Origin of the sequence: Streptomyces sp. NPDC057137, assembly GCF_042670825.1 — a bacterium.
Classification (GTDB): Bacteria; Actinomycetota; Actinomycetes; order Streptomycetales; family Streptomycetaceae; genus Streptomyces.
In genome coordinates this window covers 1-17680 of the sequence record NZ_JBHUUW010000087.1, presented here as the reverse complement: position 1 = coordinate 17680, position 17680 = coordinate 1, and the positions used below count along the sequence as shown (strand labels likewise).

15 protein-coding genes are annotated in these 17680 nt (G+C 71.2%); 9 read left to right on the top strand and 6 right to left on the bottom strand.

Annotated features, from left to right (window positions below; all coding sequences use genetic code 11):
- Positions 1-110: 110 nt before the first annotated feature.
- Positions 111-935 (bottom strand): peptidyl-tRNA hydrolase, encoded by an 825-nt coding sequence (locus ACFT9I_RS36525; protein ID WP_382571689.1) that lies wholly within the window; start codon positions 933-935, stop codon positions 111-113.
- 71 nt (positions 936-1006) lie between these two features.
- Here ACFT9I_RS36525 and ACFT9I_RS36520 point away from each other — a divergent pair, with 71 nt between their 5' ends.
- From ACFT9I_RS36520 to ACFT9I_RS36505, 4 genes are read left to right on the top strand one after another with little or no spacing between them, the layout of a single operon-like run.
- Positions 1007-1684: an AIM24 family protein gene (locus ACFT9I_RS36520; protein WP_382571687.1), complete on the top strand. Its 678-nt coding sequence runs from the start codon at positions 1007-1009 to the stop codon at positions 1682-1684.
- Between the two features lie 7 nt (positions 1685-1691).
- Positions 1692-2582 (top strand): ATP-binding cassette domain-containing protein, encoded by an 891-nt coding sequence (locus ACFT9I_RS36515; protein WP_382571685.1) that lies wholly within the window; start codon positions 1692-1694, stop codon positions 2580-2582.
- A complete protein-coding gene (locus ACFT9I_RS36510; protein WP_382571683.1) occupies positions 2579-3247 on the top strand; it encodes an ABC transporter in 669 nt (222 codons plus the stop codon). Before ACFT9I_RS36515 ends, ACFT9I_RS36510 begins: the two co-directional genes overlap by 4 nt.
- A 24-nt stretch (positions 3248-3271) precedes the next feature.
- The gene (locus tag ACFT9I_RS36505; RefSeq protein WP_382571681.1) at positions 3272-3424 is read left to right on the top strand and encodes a hypothetical protein; all 153 of its coding nucleotides are present in this window, start codon (positions 3272-3274) and stop codon (positions 3422-3424) included.
- An 8-nt stretch (positions 3425-3432) separates the two neighbouring features.
- Here the strand turns inward: ACFT9I_RS36505 and ACFT9I_RS36500 are convergent, their stop codons facing one another.
- The 4 genes from ACFT9I_RS36500 to ACFT9I_RS36485 are packed head-to-tail and all read right to left on the bottom strand — an operon-like array spanning position 3433 to position 10291.
- Positions 3433-6807: an SAV_2336 N-terminal domain-related protein gene (locus tag ACFT9I_RS36500; RefSeq protein WP_382571679.1), complete on the bottom strand. Its 3375-nt coding sequence runs from the start codon at positions 6805-6807 to the stop codon at positions 3433-3435.
- Positions 6808-6811: 4 nt separating this feature from the next.
- Positions 6812-7807, bottom strand: a complete 996-nt coding sequence (locus ACFT9I_RS36495) for an AAA family ATPase (RefSeq protein WP_382571677.1) — start codon at positions 7805-7807, stop codon at positions 6812-6814.
- The gene (locus ACFT9I_RS36490; RefSeq protein WP_382571676.1) at positions 7804-9975 is read right to left on the bottom strand and encodes a trypsin-like peptidase domain-containing protein; all 2172 of its coding nucleotides are present in this window, start codon (positions 9973-9975) and stop codon (positions 7804-7806) included. Before ACFT9I_RS36490 ends, ACFT9I_RS36495 begins: the two co-directional genes overlap by 4 nt.
- 1 nt (position 9976) lies before the next feature.
- The gene (locus tag ACFT9I_RS36485) at positions 9977-10291 is read right to left on the bottom strand and encodes a trypco2 family protein (RefSeq protein ID WP_382571675.1); all 315 of its coding nucleotides are present in this window, start codon (positions 10289-10291) and stop codon (positions 9977-9979) included.
- A gap of 165 nt (positions 10292-10456) precedes the next feature.
- On the opposite strand from ACFT9I_RS36485, the gene ACFT9I_RS36480 reads away from it, so the two are divergent.
- Positions 10457-11953: an N-6 DNA methylase gene (locus tag ACFT9I_RS36480; protein ID WP_382571673.1), complete on the top strand. Its 1497-nt coding sequence runs from the start codon at positions 10457-10459 to the stop codon at positions 11951-11953.
- A 93-nt stretch (positions 11954-12046) separates the two neighbouring features.
- A complete protein-coding gene (locus tag ACFT9I_RS36475; protein WP_382571671.1) occupies positions 12047-13075 on the top strand; it encodes an NAD(P)/FAD-dependent oxidoreductase in 1029 nt (342 codons plus the stop codon).
- A 10-nt stretch (positions 13076-13085) separates the two neighbouring features.
- On the opposite strand, the gene ACFT9I_RS36470 is transcribed toward ACFT9I_RS36475, so the two are convergent.
- Positions 13086-13937, bottom strand: a complete 852-nt coding sequence (locus ACFT9I_RS36470; protein ID WP_382571669.1) for a polysaccharide deacetylase family protein — start codon at positions 13935-13937, stop codon at positions 13086-13088.
- Positions 13938-14091: 154 nt separating this feature from the next.
- Here ACFT9I_RS36470 and ACFT9I_RS36465 point away from each other — a divergent pair, with 154 nt between their 5' ends.
- From ACFT9I_RS36465 to ACFT9I_RS36455, 3 genes are all read left to right on the top strand, one after another.
- The gene (locus ACFT9I_RS36465) at positions 14092-14601 is read left to right on the top strand and encodes a hypothetical protein (RefSeq protein WP_382571668.1); all 510 of its coding nucleotides are present in this window, start codon (positions 14092-14094) and stop codon (positions 14599-14601) included.
- 158 nt (positions 14602-14759) lie between these two features.
- Positions 14760-16208 (top strand): flotillin family protein, encoded by a 1449-nt coding sequence (locus ACFT9I_RS36460; RefSeq protein ID WP_382571667.1) that lies wholly within the window; start codon positions 14760-14762, stop codon positions 16206-16208.
- A 171-nt stretch (positions 16209-16379) separates the two neighbouring features.
- Complete coding sequence (locus tag ACFT9I_RS36455) at positions 16380-17642, top strand: S1 family peptidase (RefSeq protein WP_382571666.1); 1263 nt, start codon at positions 16380-16382, stop codon at positions 17640-17642.
- Positions 17643-17680: the final 38 nt, after the last annotated feature.

Here is a 17680-nt window from a genome sequence, read left to right as displayed (position 1 = left end):
CGATGTGCCACCGCGTACCACCGTGTATCACTGCAGAATCAACCGCTCACTGGCCGGTCGTTCAACCTACTTGGCGGTATTGAGAGATACGCATCTCGGCGTGGGAGTGTTCAACGCCGCAGCGCGGGATGATCGGCGACCACCGTGCTGGACCCGGGCGCGATCTCCGTGAATCCGGCATCACGGACCAACGGCAGCCCGCTGCTTGTCAGTTGCCGCCAGCGCGTGGCGTCCGGCGTACGTACGGAGAGCGGGAACCCCGCCTCCTGCCACGCCTTGCGCTCCGTCTCCGACAGCTCCCACCAGGCGAGCTGCGCGCCGTGGCCGGCCTGGGCCATCGCCTTGCCCGCCGACATGTCGAGGTCGGGGCTGAGCCAGAGCACGGGGGCGGACAGGTCGGCGGCGGGCGGGGCGCCCGGGTCGTCCAGGTCGGTGCCGGAGACCTGGAGCTTCGCCAGTTCCTTGGGCCAGCCGTCCAGCGGGACCGGCGGGAAGACCCGTACCTCCGCGTACGGAGCGAACACGGCGGTGTCCGCGGGCGCTTCGGCAGCGACGTCCGCCGCGGCCTCGGCGGCCCGGGCGGCCTCGGGGCTGCTGATCGTGATGCCCGGCAGCTGCGACGCCTTCCGCCACTCCGCGCCGCGCGCCCTGCGCACCACCTTGCGGATCCGGGCGTCCTGCCAGTCCCGCATCGCCTGTGCCCACTCGCCCTCGCCCGTCGACCGCTCGTCGGCGAGCATGACAAGGACGGCGCGGGCGGCGGCCTCCAGCGCGTCGGTACGGGTCGGCGGCGCCGCCTTCTCGATCCGCACCACCAGCGGCAGGACGAACTGCGGGGCCTCGTCACGCGCCGTCGGCTCATGCCGGAACGGGCTGTCCGCCGTGCTGTCGGCCGGTCTGTCCGCCCCGGTGCCGGCGGTGTCGTCGATGCTCACGGGGCCAGTGTGCCAGTCCGGACGCGCCGCGTTGTTGGCGGAATGGGCACCTCCGGGTGACCATGCTCCGCATGAAGAGCGATCTCTTTGCCACCGAGAACATGGCGCAGCAGGCGACCACCCCCGGGATGAGCCTCCAGAACGCCAAATCCGTCAAGTACGCCGTCAACGGCGAAATGCACGCGCGTCAGGGGTCGATGATCGCCTTCCGCGGCAATCTCCAGTTCGAACGCAAGGGCCAGGGCATCGGCGGGATGCTCAAGCGGGCCGTCACCGGCGAGGGCCTGCCGCTGATGGCCGTCAAGGGCCAGGGCGAGGCGTGGTTCGCGCACGAGGCGGCCAACTGCTTCATCGTCGACATCGACCAGGGCGACGCGCTCACCGTCAACGGCCGCAACGTCCTGTGTTTCGACTCCACCCTCTCCTACGAGATCAAGACCGTGAAGGGCGCCGGCATGACCGGCGGCGGCCTCTTCAACAGCCTTTTCAGCGGCTACGGGAAGCTCGCCATCATCTGCGAGGGCAACCCCATCGTCATCCCCGTCACCGCGCAGGCTCCGGTGTACGTCGACACCGACGCCGTCGTCGGCTGGAGCGCCCAGCTGAACACCTCGCTGCACCGCTCGCAGTCCGTCGGATCGATGATCCGCGGCGGTTCCGGCGAGGCCGTCCAACTGATGCTCCAGGGCGAGGGTTTCGTCATCGTCCGGCCGAGCGAGCTGACGCCCACGAAGGCTTCCGGGAGCTGACCCCCGCGTGGAACTACGAGGAGTGGGCCGCCGGTACGGTGTCGGCGGCCCCTGGGTACTGCGCGGCGTCGACCTCGTACTGCGGACGCGCAGCCTGATCCGCGTCGAGGGCACCAACGGCAGCGGCAAGTCGACCCTGCTGCGGCTGCTCGCCGGGATCGACTCGCCCACCGAGGGCCGCGTCACCGGCCGCCCCCGCCGCACGGCGTACGTCCCCGAGCGCTTCCCGGTCGCCCTGCCCTTCACCGCCGCCGGCTATCTGACTCACCTGGGGCGGATCCACGGACTGCGCGGCGCCGAGGCGTCGGCGCGCGCCGACGAGTGGCTCGAACGCTTCGGCGCCGCCGGCCACGCCCGTACGGCACTCTCCGAACTGTCCAAGGGCACCAGCCAGAAGGTCGCCGTCGCGCAGGCGCTGCTCGCCGGGCCCGAGTTGCTGGTGCTGGACGAGGCGTGGACGGGGCTCGACTCCGCGGCCCGTACGCAACTCGACCTGGCGGTGGCGGAACGCGTCGCCGCCGGCGGCACGGTCGTCTTCGTGGACCACGACCCACGGCGCCTGGCGGGGGCCGCCGATGACGTGTACGCGCTGGCGGGGAACACCCTCGTACGCGATACGGGGGTGAACTCCCCGGCCGAACAGGGGCCCCGGGTACGGGTCCTGGCCGTCGGCCCGCCGGGTGCGGCGCCGCCGGACGGGCTGCCCGGCGCTCCCACGCACGAGCGGGGGCCGGAGGACGGGACCGTACGACTGACCGTCTCCGCCGCGCACTCCGACGCCCTGCTGCGCGCGCTGCTCGCGGCGCGCCCGCCGTGGCACATCCGGGAGGTTCACGCGCAGGCTCCCACCGCGCCGGAACGTCCGACGACCAGCACGACGGGGCACGCCACTTCATGACCGCACTGTTCCGCTACCACGCCGCCATGCTGCTGCGCTCACAGCGCTGGCTCCCGCCGGTCCTGCTCTACGGGATCTTCCTCGCCGTCGGCGTCCGGGGCGGCGAGCCGGTGCTCGACTCGCTCGGTGTCGCCGCCGCCGCGCTGCTGCCCGTCACCGCCTGGCTGGTCCGGATCGGCGTCACACAGGAACCGGACGCGGCGCGCGCCGTCACGGCCGCCGCGTCGGGAATGCCCCGCGCCCATCTCGCCGCACTGCTCGCCGCCACGGCCTGCGCGGGCGCGCTCGGCGTCGTCGGCACGGTGGTCGTCACGGCCGTCAGCGACCCCCAGAGCGCCGACCACCTGGTGGACGTGGCGCCGCTGCCCGCCGGAACGGCGGGCCTGCTCGCGGCCTTCGCCTGCCTCCTGACCGGCGCCACGGTCGGCGCGCTGTGCTCCCGGCCGCTGCTGCGCGGCCGGGGCTGGTCCCTCGCGCTGACCGCGCTTCTCGCACTGCTGGCCCTGGTGACCACCGGCTCCCCGGCGAAGGCCGCCGTGTCCGGTCTGGTGACCGGCTCGCGTACGGGCGCGATCACCGTGCCCGGCCTGCCACTGGCCGCCGCCGTGCTGGTGGCGGTCGTGGCGGCGGGCGCGGTCTGCGTCCTGGGGACCCGGCGGGGCTGAGCGCGGTTCAGTACGCTCGACGGTATGGAAGACGAAGTCACCGGTACGGAGGTCGTTGTGTACGCGGACTGTGTGCACTGCGGAGAGCCGACCGAGTACCCGGAATCGGTCAGGGGCAGCACGCTGTGCCCGGTCTGCGAATGGCACGAGGCCCAGCGGACGGCCTGCTCGGGCTAGGGGGGACATCAGGTCGTCGTCGGGGGGGTGCCTCTGTTCGCGTCCTGAAGCCAGGCCAGGACTCTGAGCGACTGTTCGAGGTCCTCCCGATGCGACTCAGGTCGTGTCGCGGCCAGCGTGCGACGAATCTCCAGTGCCTCGTTCAGTGCGACGAGAGCCCTTTCTCGCCGGCCCATGTCGCCCAGCCGAACGGCGAGGTTGCTGAGGCTTGAGGCAAGAGCCGGTCGGTATGCGTCGGGATACTGGACAGCCAACTCGCGGTACAGGTCCACGGATTCGGCGATGGCCGCGAACCCCTCTTCGCGTCGGCCGACCTCACCCAGCCGGTTGGAGAGATTGTTCAACGCCCTCGCGACTTCGGAGCGGTAGGCGTCGGGTTGGCCGATGGCCAGTTCCCGGTAAAGCCCTACAGCTTCGGTGATCACGGCGAGCGCGTCTTCCTGTAGACCGAGATCGCCCAACCGGTTCGAGAGATTGTTCAGAGTGGTGCCGAGGCCGGCCCTGTAGTAGTACGGGTCTTCGGCGGCCAGCGTCCGGAAATGCCGTACGGCTTCGGTGATCGCGGCGAGAGATTCCTCCCGTCGGCCGACATCGCCCAACCGGACGGAAAGGTTGTTCAGCCCCCGGGCGAGGTCCGGGCGGCCGGCGGCGGGGTACTGGAGAGCCAGTTCCCGGTACAACTCCACGGCTTCGCTGATGGCGTCGAGCGCTTCGTCCCAACGGCCCAGGTGGCTCAGCTGGTTGGAGAGGTGCCTCAGACTTGAGGCGAGTTCGGGGCGGTAGGCATCAGGTTGCTGCCGCGCCAGCTTCCGGTACCGCAGCACGTCCGCCTCGACAGTGGCCGGGGCGAAGGCGTCGACCAACTCGGCGGCGGTCGGCCTGGCGGCGGGGTCCCGGTCCAGACAGCTCCACAGCACCTCGACGATGCGCGTGTCGATCCCCGACGCGGCCAGCGTCTCGCGTGCGTCCGCGTCGGGCCGGAAGTCGCTCCACCGACCGGTGGCGAAAGTGAGGAGCAGCGCGCCCACCGAGTACATGTCGCTCTCCCGGGTCGGCCCGGGGCTGTCGTCTCCCGCGTCGAGATAGCTCTCGCTCCGAGGGTAGTGGTCCAGATAGTTGCTGTGTGCACCGTCCCGTGTCGCCGTCATCCACCCGATGAGCCGAACGCCGTGGGCGGTGACCAGTACCGTCCTCGACGCGAGCGTCCCGTGCACCAGGCCGACGCTGTGCGCGTGGCTCATCGCGCGGGCCAGGTCCTCTCCGACACGTCGGAAGAGACTGTCACTCACCGGCCCCCGGTGCTCGTCGAAGAGAGCACGCAGATTCGGCGCGGACCCGGAGCCGGGGTCGTCGTCCCGACGGCTTACGTAGGAGGCGGCCAGCCACGGGGGATCTTGATGACGGTCGATATTCGAGTCCAGCAACCTCGGAGCGTGCACACCTCGCATCCGGTCCAGGCAGTCCGCCTCCGTGCGGATCAGTTCGCGTGCCTGCCGGGGGTCCATGGAGTACAGGGGGGAGGGCGTGCGCACCAGCACGGTCGTACCGTCCTCGTCCTGGGCCAGGTAGATGCCCGGGTCGTCCCAGCCCCACGTACTGCGGGCGTAGAGCCGGTAGCGTCCGAGCCGCTGGGGATCGCTCCGCAGGATCTGTGACCAGCCCGGCGGAATGTCCGGCGGCCGGACCTCGGGTCGGACTTCGGGCGGGACTTCGGGCGGGACTTCGGATCGAACCTCGGGCCGGGCTTGGGGCCCGACACGAGGTCTGCCTTCCGGCGGGCCGATCGGCTCGGCGCCCACCGGCGGGACACCGAGCCGTCTCAGCAGCCGTTCCTTCAGATAGCCGAAAGGACGCGCGGTGTCTTCGACGACGGCGGATCCGTTCGGATGACCCACCCACGCCGGGAAGTTCGATGAGCGACCGATGGTGGCCTCCAGCCGCCGTGTGACGGCTCGCGTGGTCCGCAGCAACTCCTCCGGGGAGAGCGCGCCGAGAAGGATTCGGCGGGCCTCGTCCGAGAAGTCGAAGAGCTGGTGCTGGGGGAGGCGGGTCGTCGGCCCGGGGGCCTCGACCTGTCGCATCAGGCCGCCGAGAAGCACCTCCACGAGGTGTCCGTGGTCCGTGGGCGGTCCGAGTGCGTTCTGGACCAGGCGCATCACCGGTGGGGTGACGGGAGCCACCGCCGCCAGGTGGGCCGCGAGCCGGTACGCCTCGGGGGAGCCCGCCTCCCGGAAGCGCAGGACGGCGTCCGCGGTGTCGGTGTGGCGCGTGTCGGCGAAGAGACGGTCGGGGGTGGACCGGCCGGTGTTCCACAGGGGGAGCAGCGCGGTGGTGCCGGGTGAGGCGATCAGCCGTGCCCAGTCGGCGACGGCGGCGGGTGAGGGTTCGAGGACCGGCACGGGGACCGAGTCGAAGGTGACCAGATCCGGCGGCAGGACCGGGTCGGCGACGTGCCAGGCGGTGGTCGGGCCGCCGCGGCGGTGTGTGGAGACCTGCCAACGCCGGGCCGTGATACCGGAGTTCACCCAGAGACGGGTCGGCAGAGCGTGGACGACGGCGGTCGGGCCGCAGCGCGCCCAGAGGGTCATCGCCTCCCGCATCCGGCCGTTCCACCATGCCTCGCCGACACCGTCGCTGACGACGAGGACGAGCGTGTCCCCGGTCGGGTCGCTCACGCTCGCGGGCGTCCGGTAGGGCCCCCTGTTCCCGTAGGGGCGGGTGTTGAGGAGCGGGGCGTGGGCGCCGCGGGTGTCCAGTCCGTATACGCGGATGTCGCGGAACGCCCCCGCGCGTTCCATCAGCGTGCGCACTTCGGTGGCGAGACGCTGCCAGAGGACCATGGAGACACCGTCGTCGACCAGCAGGGCGAGGGAGAGCCAACGGGTTCTGACGGGACGGGTGACGGTTTCGGGCAGTCCCGTGTCGGCCATGGCGGCCACGGTCCGCGCGACGTCGAGTTCCTGGCGGCGGTGGTCGGGGAACCGCTGGCGCAGTGGGCGCAGGGACTTGCCCAGCCGTAGCTCCCGGGCGCCGAGGAGACGGCTGTCGGGCGCTCGGACGGCGAGGGCTCTGCGGGGTGTCGAATCCGCCTTCCCGCTCCTGTCCGCCTTGGACGCGGCTCGCAGCGGGAGTTCGGACGTGGAGTGGCGTGACGGCTCCGAGCCCGGCCGGTCGCCAGCTGTGGCAGGGGGCGGGTCCGGCGTGGGACGTGGGCTCTCGTCCTGGGGGCCGGACTGCTGGTGGTTCGCGGTGGGCAGGCCCGCCCGAGCCAAGGGCGCGGCATCCGGCGGAAGGTTCCCGGCGAGCCACAGGACGTCGAGAAGTTCCTCGTCGGAGAGGATCACCCCGCTCTTGGCCAGTACGTCCCTCAGGCGCCCGAGCATGTCGTCACACCGCTCCGCCGAGTTCGTGCAGGACGGCGTCGAGAAGGCGGCCGGCGTCGAGACCGACTCCCCCCTTCCGTAGGAAGACGGCGTTGAGGAGTTGGTCGGTGGCGAGTTCGCCGGGCGCCCGGCGGCTGAGGAAGGTCTCCAGCAGATCGTCCACGTCGCTGAGTGCCTCGTCGCCGAGGTGCGCGGCCACGATGTCCCGCAGCCGCTGTTCGTCGGGCTCGGGAAGGTCGAGTCGGACGCAGCGCCTCAAGAAGGCGGCGGGGAAGTCGCGTTCACCGTTGCTGGTGATGACCACGACGGGGAACTCGCGGCAGCGGATACGGCCGCGCTTGACGGGTGCGGGGCGGTCGGGGTCGTCGGTCTGGACCTGAACCGGGGGGTGGCTGTCCGGCAGCCGGGCGAGTTCCGGGATCGTGAACTCGCCTTCTTCGAAGACCGTGAGCAGGTCGTTGGGCAGGTCGACGTCGCCCTTGTCCAGTTCGTCGATGAGCAGTATCCGGGGGCGTTCCCGGGGGACGAGGGCGTTGCCCAGCGGACCGAGGCGTACGTACTGGCCGATGTCCGGTTCCGGGTCGTCCGTGTCCCGGTGGAGGTTGGCCTCGCGGAGGCGGCCGACGGCGTCGTACTGGTAGAGGGCGTCCTGCAGGGTGGAGCGGCTGTTGACCGGCCAGTGCAGGACACGGCCGAGGGTCAGCTCGTGCGCGATGGCGTGCGCGAGGGACGACTTGCCGGTGCCCGGGTGGCCGTTCACCAGGAGGGGGCGTCGCAGGTGGAGAGCGGCGTTGACGATGTCGGCCTCGTCGGCGCCGATGAGATACGGCCGGGGGCGGGAGACCCGCTGTCCTGCCGGCGGCTCCTCCGGGTCGAACCGGCGCCATGGCGGGGCCGGGGGGAACGGGACCTCGCCGGCGGTCCCGTTGCCGTGGAACAGCCGCCAGTCGGCGCCGAGTCGCGGATCACCGCCGCCGGTTCCAGAGTCGGTGGACGTCATGAGACGTGAACTCCTCTCCGAGGGTCCCTCAGTTGCAGCGACTCGGGCTTCGGGTGGCTGCTCTCTTCCTCCCACACCAGGGCGGGGCGGGCCGTCGCCGTCGCCGACGGGGAGTCGAAGGCCTTGCTCCGGAAGACGCGTACGCGCTCCGGGAGTTCGGCCAGTGTGCCGACGGGTTCGAGTTGCCGCAGCTTCGTGGCGTCCTCGTAGCCTTCGGCCGCACGGTCCCAGAGGACCACGGGGACGCCGAGTGCGAGGCAGACTTCGAGCAACGGCACCCGCTGTTCGCGGGGACCGTGGACGACCACGCGGGTGGCGTCGCGGTGGCTCGTCTCCAGCATCACCCTGAGCTGACTCCTGGTCGCGCAGCTCTGGTCGGTGACCAGCGGTACCGGATGCCCGCTCCGCCACCGGCGCCGCTGATGACTGTCGCGGGTCGCCACGAGTCTGCTCATGTCGGGGCAGCTCAGAGTCATCCGGAACTCCGCGCCGATCGGCAGGTCGGGCACGATGTCGTTGGGTGCCCCGGGGTTCCATTCGTCGACGGCCAGATGCAGGCCCTGCCGGTCGACCAGTACCGTCACCCAGGGCACATGGTCTCCCTGGCCGGGTTCGTCGGCCGCGGATTCGACCGCCTCACGCAGGCACGCGGCGACTTCCTCCGGCGTTCTCGGTACGGTCTCCGACTCGTGGAGCAGGATGTGCGTGCCGTCCTGGCGGGCGACGAGGATCCGGCAGACGTACCGCTCGTCCGTGGACGCCTGGACGCCGGTCAGCTCCAGCACCACCCGCGACACCGGCGATGTCTGCCGGGCGGCCCACCCGCGGGCGTCCTCGCGTCGCTCGGCGAGTGCGGTCGGGTGAATGCCCGTCCGGTCGGCCACCCGGGTGGCCCACTCGCGCAGCTCCGCCGCTTCCTCCCCTCCCACGGCCGCCGCCACGTACTCGACCAGCCGCAGCAGGGCGGGGACCCGAGGCGTCCCGTCCGGCACCTGCTCGCTGTCGGACATAGACTCCAACTCCTGCACCACCTGGCCGAGTTCGTCGATCGACAGCTGCGTACGGGACAGGGCCTCGGGGAGGCAGGCGTAGCGCAGGGCCTCGCCCGCAGCGCGGGGAAGCAGGGTGGGGCGTTCCTTGCAGATGCCGCTCAGCAGCCGCAGGAGGCTTTCGTACTCCGCCAGGGAGAGCAGCGAGCCGAGTCCCGCGGCGCGCGCCCGGGTGAGCAGGGCCGTCAGCCGGGTTCGGGCGTCGTCGTCGGTGGCGGTCGGCGCGAGAGTGCCGCTGAGCGAGGCGAGCGCACGGCGGTGTCCCGCGAACAGCGCCATGAGGTCGGCGACGGAGGGCGCGTATCCGGTGGGGACCTGGTAGCCCAACTCGCGGGCGAGCGACCGGGCGTGGAACGAGCAGGTCTCCGGGGCGCCGAGGAAGTGCCACAGCGACTGTTCGAGTTCCTGCTCGGCGGGCGTACGGTCGGCGGGCGGCCGGGCTCCGGGCAGGGACGCGCCGATGTCGACCAGGTGCGGCGGACCGTCGGCGTACCGCAGGAGGACAGCTCCGAAGCCGCTGTCCTGGGCAAAGGCGTGCGCCGGGCAGGCGCGCAGGCGACGGTTTCCGTAGGACTGATCGTCCTGGATCACCACACCGACGAGACGGTCCTCGCAGAAGACCGCGGCTCCGGAGGTTCCTCCCCAGGCCTTCCGGCCATCGGCGCGATGGTCGGGCGCACGCTCCTGGTCCAGGGTGTAGAGATCACGGGAGCCCGAGGACAACAGGGGCAGCGTCCCTCGTAAGTGCTCGACCTCGCGCTCCTCGTCGGCGTTGGCCAGGGGGAAACCGAGCCCCTCGTAGCACAGTGGCGCCTTGCCGACGGGGTGGCCCCAGCGGACCGGAGCGCCCGGCACCTCCACCGCGTCCCGGGTGAGCAGAAGTGCGACGTCCAGGCGCGGGTGCCGCCAGACAACGGTGGCTTCGGCGCGTACTGTTCCACCCTTTCCGGGGTGCCCCACCCGGAGTTGGATCTGCGGCCAGTCGGAGCCCGTGTCCTTGTCCTCGATCACATGCCGGGCCGTGAGTACCAGACGCGGGGCGATCAGATAGCCGGACCCGACACTCCGACGCTGCTCTGCCGTGCCACCGCGGATCAGCGCCAGACTGCCCGGTTCCATCTCACTCCTCGCCCCAGGAGCCGGACTCGCTGTCGCTGATCTCGGGGCTGGTCCCGCCGGCGGCCCGGTCCTTGACCGACAGCCGCAGTGTCAACTTGTGGGTGCGGACGGTGGAGTGCTCGCCGCCCACGCCGACGGTGGCGACACCGAAAGTGAGCTTGCCGTCCCCCTTGCCGCTGTCGCGCAGTTCGAGCAGCAGCTCCAACTCGGCCTCTTCAATGCCGAACGCGAACTGCTGGCCGGCGCCCAGGTCCTGCGCCTGGTACAACTCCTGCCGCAACTCCTCGACAGCCGCGGCCAGACCGATACTCCTCATGCCGACTCCCCGTGCCGCACGCCGTGCCCCGTACCGAAACTAATGACCCGTCACGTTACAGCTTCCCCCGGACGTACCCACGAGTACGGGCATAACCTCGAAAGTCCCAAGGATGGGCAATTGCCCCCGCGCTCACCGACGGCTGAAGGAGACGGTCCACCCGCCATGCCACCGCGCGAGAGCGATCCCCTCCGCCCGCCGACACCGTTCGGGGCCTCGACCACCCAGGAGATCAAGGACGCCCTGTGGAAGGCCGCTGACAAGCTGCGCGGCTCCGTCGACGCGGCGGAGTACAAGGAGTACGTCCTCGGCCTGATCTTTCTGAGGTATGTCTCCGACGCGTTCGAGGAGCACCGCTCCGAGCGGATGGCACGCCTCGTCGCGGAGGGGCGCGACGAGGACCGCTTCCCGTACGTCCGGGAGCAAGAGGATTTCGCCGAGGCCGGCGTCATCTGGGTCCCCAACGAGGCCCGTTGGTCCTGGATCGCCGCCCACACCGACACCGCGCACGTAGGCGAACTCATCGATGAGGCCATGAGCGCGCTCACGGAGGCGAACCCGTCACTGGCGGGCGCCCTGCCGACGATCTTCCGCCATGGCACCGTCGACCAGCGGCGCCTGGCCGAAGTCGTCGACCTCGTCGGCCGGGTAGGTATCGACGGCACGGGGGACAGGGCGGCGCGGGACGTGCTGGGCGAGGTGTACCAGTACTTCCTCGGCAACTTCGCGCGTACGGAAGGGAGACGGGGCGGCGATTTCTATACGCCTTGGTCCGTCTGTCAGTTGATCGTGGGGATCCTTGAGCCACGCCAGGGGCGCGTGTACGACCCGGCCTGCGGCTCGGGCGGCCTGCTCGTTCAGGCGGGCAAGTACGTGGAGACGCATGGGGGAAGCCTGGGGAACCTGGAGTTCTACGGCCAGGAGATCAACGAACGGACCTGGCGCCTGGCCAGGATGAATCTCGCCGTCCACGGCATGGGGAGCGGCGCCGGCGCTCAATGGGGCGACACCCTCGCCGACGACAGACACCCGGACCTCAAGGCCGACTTCGTCATGGCCCAACCGCCGTTCAACGTCTCGAACCGGGCGTGGGACGAGGCCGACCCCCGCTGGGAGTACGGCGTCCCGCCACGCGCCAACGCCAACTACGCGTGGCTCCAGCACGCGATCTCCAAACTGACCGAGCAAGGCACGGCCGGCATCGTCCTGGCGAACGGCTCAATGGCTTTCCGGTCGCCCGGTGAGCGGCAGATCCGGCGGGCGCTCGTCGAGGCCGACCTGGTGGCCTCCGTCGTGGCGTTGCCGGGGCAGTTGTTCCACTCCACCCAGATCCCTGCCTGCCTCTGGGTGCTGACGAAGCACAAACCGGCCGACCGCAGTGGCCGGATCCTCTTCATCGACGCCCGCGACATGGGCATGATGGTCAGCCGTACGGAGCGCGTGCTGAGCGACGAGGACCTGGCGAAGATCACCGGTACCTATCACGCGTACCGCGATGAACCCGGTTTCTCCCTCGCGGCCGCTCTGGAGACGGTGCGGGAGCACGAGTACGCGCTGACGCCCGGACGGTACGTGGGTGTCGCTCGGGCCCAGGAGGAGAGCCCCGAGGCCAGGCCGGTGACGGGGAAGTTGACCAAGGATCTGTACGGGGTGTTCAACTAGTGCCCCGCGTCCAGACCTTGTTCCCGGGCAGTCGTCGGCCGGTGGGCGTCGACCCGACGGGCCGCGCGGGCGAATGCCGCGGACGCTAGGGTCGTGAACGTGTTGAACTCACCGGTGAACAGGGACCTGGTTGTCGTCGGCGCCGGCATTGTCGGCGCGTCGGTGGCCTATCACGCCGCACGGGCGGGCGCCACCGTGACGTTGGTCGACGCCGGGCGGCCGGGCGCCGGCGTGACGGCGGACTCGTTCGCCTGGATCGGATCGTCCGGCGTGCGTAGCGGTCCGGCCGCCGGGCTGCGGGCCACCGCGACGGCGGAGTACCACCGACTCGGGGCCGAGTTGCCGGGACTCCCGGTGACCTGGTCCGGCTCGCTGAGCTGGAACAGCGAGGCCCCTGCGCCGGACGCCGGGCCCGGGCAGACGATCGTGGACGCGGCCACCGTGGCGACGCTCGAACCCACCCTTCGGCAGCCTCCGGAGTGGGCCGTCTGGGCGCCGGACGACGGCGCTGTCGACTCGGTGGGCGTGTCCGAGCGGCTGGTCGAGGCCGCTCGCACCCATGGAGCCCGGGTACAGCTGGACACGCCGGTCACCGCGGTCAGCCGGGACACGGCGGGCCGGATCGCCGGGGTCGAGACGGCGGCGGGACCCCTCTCCGGTGCGACGGTGGTGCTGGCGGCCGGAGTTGCCACGGCCGCGCTGGGCGCGTCGGTCGGTGTGCGTGTCCCGGTCGAACCGTCGCCGAGTCCGCTGTTCCGGCTCAGCGCCCCGGCCGGTCTGGTCCGCACCGTGGTCAACACCGAGGACTTCGACCTTCGGCAGGTCGCCCCGGACCGGCTGATCGCCGCCGCGGACTCGGCCGAACGGACGCTTGCCGCCGTCCGGTCCACTTTCCGTGGCACCGGGAGCGTCGAGCTGCTCAGCACCCGACTCGGAGTGCGCCCGATGCCGGCCGACGGTGAGCCGATCGTCGGCCCGGTCGCCGAGGTCCCCGGCCTCTACCTGGCGGTGATGCACTCGGCGGTCACGCTCGCGGCGGCCGTGGGCCGCCTGGTCGCACGGGAGTCGGTCGACGGAACCGTCGAGCCGGCTCTGTCGGGTTGCCGCCCGGATCGCTTCTGATGATCCTGCTTCAGCCCTTCATCAGCTCCGACACCTTGACGAAGCGGTAACCGCGCTCGCGCAGCGCCGGCACGATCTTGCGGACCGCCTCGTCGGTCACCGGTGCCGCGCTCGTCGTGCAGTGCATGACCACCAGCGAGCCGGGGCGTACCCCGGCGAGTACCTGCTCGGCCACCGCGTCCGCGTCCGTGGCGAAGGCGTCCCCGCTCACGACGTCCCACTGGACCGCCGTCAGGCCCGCCGGGGCCAGGGCCCGTAGCGTCGACTGGTCGTAACAGCCGCCGGGGAAGCGGAAGTACGGCACCACCTGGCGGACCCCGGCCCTGCGGAACGCGCCGAAGGCCCGCTCCACGTCGGCGGCCATGTCCTTCTTGCCGAGTACCGGGAGCCCGTGGCAGTCGGCCGTGAAGGAGTGGTGGCTGTACGAGTGGTTCGCGACCTCGAACAGGGGGTCGGAGCCGATCTCTCTCGCCTGGAACGGGTACTCCTCCGCCCACCGGCCGGTCATGAAGATCGTCGACGGGACTTCGAGGCGCCGCAGCGAGGTGATCAGGGTCGGGTTGTCGAAGCGCTCGCCCCGGGCGGCGCGCGGTCCCTGGTCGGACGTCATGTCCGCGTCGAAGGTGAGCGCGACGGTCTTGGGCGCCGTCTTGGCCGCCGCCTTGTCCCGGGTCTGGCGCGCGGGGTCGGCGCCACGCAGAAAGACCGGCGTCACGGCGGGGCGTTCGGGCCCGGCGGGCTGCCGCGCCGCGGCCTTGGGGCTGGGGCTGCCCGTCAGGCGGGCGTCGGTGTCGGTTCCGCAGCCGACGAGGACAGCCCCCAGTGCGGCGACGGAGACGAGTCTCAGAACATATCTAGGCATAAAAGGGAAAATATATGACTAACTGTTCATCCTGCGGTTCCGGCACTCGAAGATTGCCGGAACGCGGCACCGCTCGCCCTGACGGACCGTGAGAAAATCTCCTCCCATTCAAGGGTTCTAGGGGGACCGGCGAGAGCCGGGGGAGGGACGACCCATGGATGTGTTCCTCGGTCTCGGTGTGGCGGGTGTGGTCCTGCTGGCCGTGGCGCTGATCTTCGACGGCATCTTCGAGGGCCTGTTCGGCGGAGTGCTCGACGGCCTGTTCGCGGGGCTGCTGTCACTGCCCGTCGTGGCCGGATTCGTCGCCATGCTGGGCTTCGGCGGCGCGATCGTGCTCGGTACGACGGACCTCGGTGTCGGTCCCGCCATCGCCGCGGGCGCCCTCGCCGGTGCCGTCACCGGCTGGCTGGCCTGGAAACTCAGCCGTGTGCTGATGCGCGATCAGACGGACGCCACGCCACGGGGAGTGGACCTCCTCGGTACGTCAGGGTCCGTGGTCACGGCCATTCCCGTCGACGGCTACGGCGAGGTGATGCTCCGGGTGGCGGGGCAGCCGGTGAAGTTCGCCGCCAGGAGCGCGGTGCCCCTGGCGCGGGGCGCCGAGGTCTGGGTGGAGTCGACGCTGTCGTCCACCTCGGTCGGGGTCCGGCCCGTCGAGCGCTGATCCACGCCGTCGATCGGCCGACGTACCGACTCGCCGGCCTACCGACTCACCAACTCGCCGGCCGGCCGAACCGAACAGACCGGCGAACCGCCGCGCGGTAACCGGCGTCCCACAGATGCGGCGTCCACAACTCGTACGTCAAGCAGGGGGCAAACCATATGAGTCCAGTGATCATCGCGGTGGCGGGAGTCGTCGTACTCCTCGTCCTGCTCGCTCTCGTCGTCATCACCCGCTACAAGGTCGCGGGGCCCAGCGAGGCCTTCATCATCACCGGCCGCCGGGGCAAGTCGTCCACCGACCCGGTCACCGGCCGGGTCAGTACCGACAACAGCGGCCAGAAGGTCGTGGTCGGCGGCGGCGTCTTCGTCGTCCCGTTCGTCCAGCAGAAGTTCACGCTCGACCTGTCCAGCCGGCACATCCCCGTCGCCGTCCGGGGCGCGGTGACCCTGCGCGGTGTCAAGGCGCATCTGGAAGGCGTCGCGATCGTCAAGGTCGGCGGCAACGAGGACGCCATCCGTGCCGCCGCCCAGCGGTTCCTGCGGCAGCAGAAGGGCATCGTCGGCTTCACCCAGGAAGTGCTCTCCGGCGCGCTGCGCGCCATCGTCGGCCGGATGGCCGTCGAGGACATCATCCGCGACCGCGCCGCCTTCGCCGGTCAGGTCGCCGAGGAGGCCGAGGCCAGCCTGTCCGGGCAGGGCCTGATCCTGGACGCCTTCCAGATCCAGGACATCACCACCGAGGGCTCCTACCTGGAGGACCTGGGCCGGCCCGAGGCCGCCCGCGCCAGGCAGGAGGCGGACATCGCCGAGGCGATCGCCAAGCGGGCGTCCGAGCAGGCCAGGCTCAAGGCCGCCGAGGAGATCGCGGTGGCCGAGCGGACCTTCTATCTGAAGCAGGCCGAGATCAAGGTCGAGACCGAGGCGGCCAAGGCCAAGGCCAACGCGGCGGGACCGCTCGCGGAGGCCGCGCGTCAGCAGGAAGTCCTCGGCGAGCAGGAGAAGGTGGCGCAGCGTCAGGCAGCACTGACGGACCGTCAGCTCGACACCCAGGTACGCAAGCCCGCCGACGCCGCCCGCTACCAGGCCGAGCAGGAGGCCGAGGCCCGCAGGATCGCGCAGGTCAAGGAGGCCGAGGCGGACGCCCAGCGGTCACGGCTCACCGGTGAGGGCGAGAAGCTGCGCCGTGCGGCGCTCGCGGAGGCCGTACGGATCGAGGGTGAGGCGGAGGCCGACGCCATCGCGGCGCGCGGTACCGCCGAGGCCGGGGCGATGCAGAAGAAGGCCGACGCGTTCGCCCAGTACGGTGACGCGGCCGTGCTCCAGATGCTCGTGGAGGTGCTGCCCGCCGTCGTGGCCAAGGCGTCCGAGCCGCTGAGTGCCATCGACAAGCTGACGGTCATCTCCACCGACGGTGCGAGCCAGCTCTCCCGCACGGTCACCGACAACGTCGCGCAGGGCATGGAGCTGCTGACGTCGACCACCGGGGTCGACATCGCCGAACTGCTCAAGGGCCTCTCGCAGAAGACAAGTTCGACCGCGCCGGCCAAGGCCGGGGCCAAGGCGGTCAAGCCGTCGGAGAGCAACAAGAAGATCGAGATCAGCGGCTGACGGATCGTCAGTCGGGAGTACGCGAGGAGCAGGTGAGGGGCACATGGGTGGCCGGCCGGGCCGTTGTCCGGCCGGCCCCTCGTCCGCCATCTGCCAGCTCCGCTGAACACAACTCGCGCATCGCCCGTATCAAGGGGTCGGACTCCGTAATCCCCCACAGGAGGCGACGAGTTGAGTCACAGGCGAATATCCAAGGGCAAGGCCGTACTCGCGGGAGCCGGGGCGGTGGGTGTCGCTGCGGCGGCCATCCTGCTGCCGAACGCCAACGCGTCACAGTCCGGCACGGACGACGGTGCGGGCGGCGCCGCGGGACAGAACCCGAGGACGGTCAGTGCCGCGTCGGCACCGGAACTCGTCGCGCGGCTGTCCTCACAGCTCGGCGAGGACTACGCGGGGGCGTACTACGACGCGCAGAAGAAACAGGTCGTGGTGAACGTCGCGGACGGCGGCGGCAGCGGCGGCAGTGCTGAGTCGGCCCAGCAGGTGCGCGCCTCCGGCGCCGTCGCGAGAAGCGTGCGGAACAGCATGGGCGAACTCAGGTCCGCCACCGGCACGTTGACCCGGGACGCCACCATCCCCGGCACCGCGTGGGCCGTCGACCCCCGGACCAACCAGGTCCTCGTCACCGCCGACACCACGGTCACCGGCGAGCGCTGGGACACCCTGGAGTCGACCGTCCGCTCGCTCGGTGACGGCGTGGCCCGTATCCAGAAGTCGGCGGGCGAGTTCAAACCGTTCCTGGAGGGCGGCGACGCCATCTTCGGCGGCGGCGCCCGCTGTTCGCTCGGCTTCAACGTCACCACGCAGGACGGCACGCCCGGATTCCTCACCGCCGGTCACTGCGGCGTGGCGGCCGAGCAGTGGTCGGAGGACCAGAACGGCGCGCCCGTCGGTACGGTCCAGGCCGCGACGTTCCCCGGCGACGGGGACTTCGCGCTCCTCACGTACGACGACCCGGCCACCGAGGCTCCCAGCGAGGTGGACCTCGGCGACGGGCAGACCCTGCCGATCGGGCAGGCGGGCGAAGCCGCCGTGGGCCTGGAGGTCGTCCGGATGGGCAGCACCACCGGTCTCGCCGACGGTTCGGTCACCGGGCTCAACGCCACCGTGAACTACGCGGAGGGGTCTGTCAGCGGCCTCATCCAGACCAACGTCTGCGCGGAGCCCGGCGACAGCGGCGGCCCGCTGTTCACGGCGGACGGGACGGCGATCGGTCTGACGTCGGGCGGCAGCGGTGACTGCACGTCGGGCGGCGAGACGTTCTTCCAGCCGGTGACGACGGCGCTGACCGCGGTGGGCGCGGAGATCGGCGCGGGCGGTGCGGCGGACGACGGTGCGGCTGGTGACGGTGCGGCTGGTGACGGTGCCGCGGACGATGGTGCCGCAGGCGACGGCGCGGCGGGCGACGGCTCTGAGGTCGGGTCCGCGCACTGACCGTACGTCCTCGATCGCCGGACGGGCCCACCTGGGCC

Bases quoted from the DNA above. Each gene is read 5' to 3' on its own strand.
- ACFT9I_RS36500 (WP_382571679.1), bottom strand. From the start codon at position 6,807: ATGCTCGGGCGCCTGAGGGACGTACTGGCCAAGAGCGGGGTGATCCTC.
- ACFT9I_RS36510 (WP_382571683.1), top strand. From the start codon at position 2,579: ATGACCGCACTGTTCCGCTACCACGCCGCCATGCTGCTGCGCTCACAG.
- ACFT9I_RS36505 (WP_382571681.1), top strand. From the start codon at position 3,272: ATGGAAGACGAAGTCACCGGTACGGAGGTCGTTGTGTACGCGGACTGT.
- ACFT9I_RS36495 (WP_382571677.1), bottom strand. From the start codon at position 7,807: ATGACGTCCACCGACTCTGGAACCGGCGGCGGTGATCCGCGACTCGGC.
- ACFT9I_RS36480 (WP_382571673.1), top strand. From the start codon at position 10,457: ATGCCACCGCGCGAGAGCGATCCCCTCCGCCCGCCGACACCGTTCGGG.
- ACFT9I_RS36520 (WP_382571687.1), top strand. From the start codon at position 1,007: ATGAAGAGCGATCTCTTTGCCACCGAGAACATGGCGCAGCAGGCGACC.
- ACFT9I_RS36490 (WP_382571676.1), bottom strand. From the start codon at position 9,975: ATGGAACCGGGCAGTCTGGCGCTGATCCGCGGTGGCACGGCAGAGCAG.
- ACFT9I_RS36485 (WP_382571675.1), bottom strand. From the start codon at position 10,291: ATGAGGAGTATCGGTCTGGCCGCGGCTGTCGAGGAGTTGCGGCAGGAG.
- ACFT9I_RS36460 (WP_382571667.1), top strand. From the start codon at position 14,760: ATGAGTCCAGTGATCATCGCGGTGGCGGGAGTCGTCGTACTCCTCGTC.
- ACFT9I_RS36465 (WP_382571668.1), top strand. From the start codon at position 14,092: ATGGATGTGTTCCTCGGTCTCGGTGTGGCGGGTGTGGTCCTGCTGGCC.
- ACFT9I_RS36470 (WP_382571669.1), bottom strand. From the start codon at position 13,937: ATGCCTAGATATGTTCTGAGACTCGTCTCCGTCGCCGCACTGGGGGCT.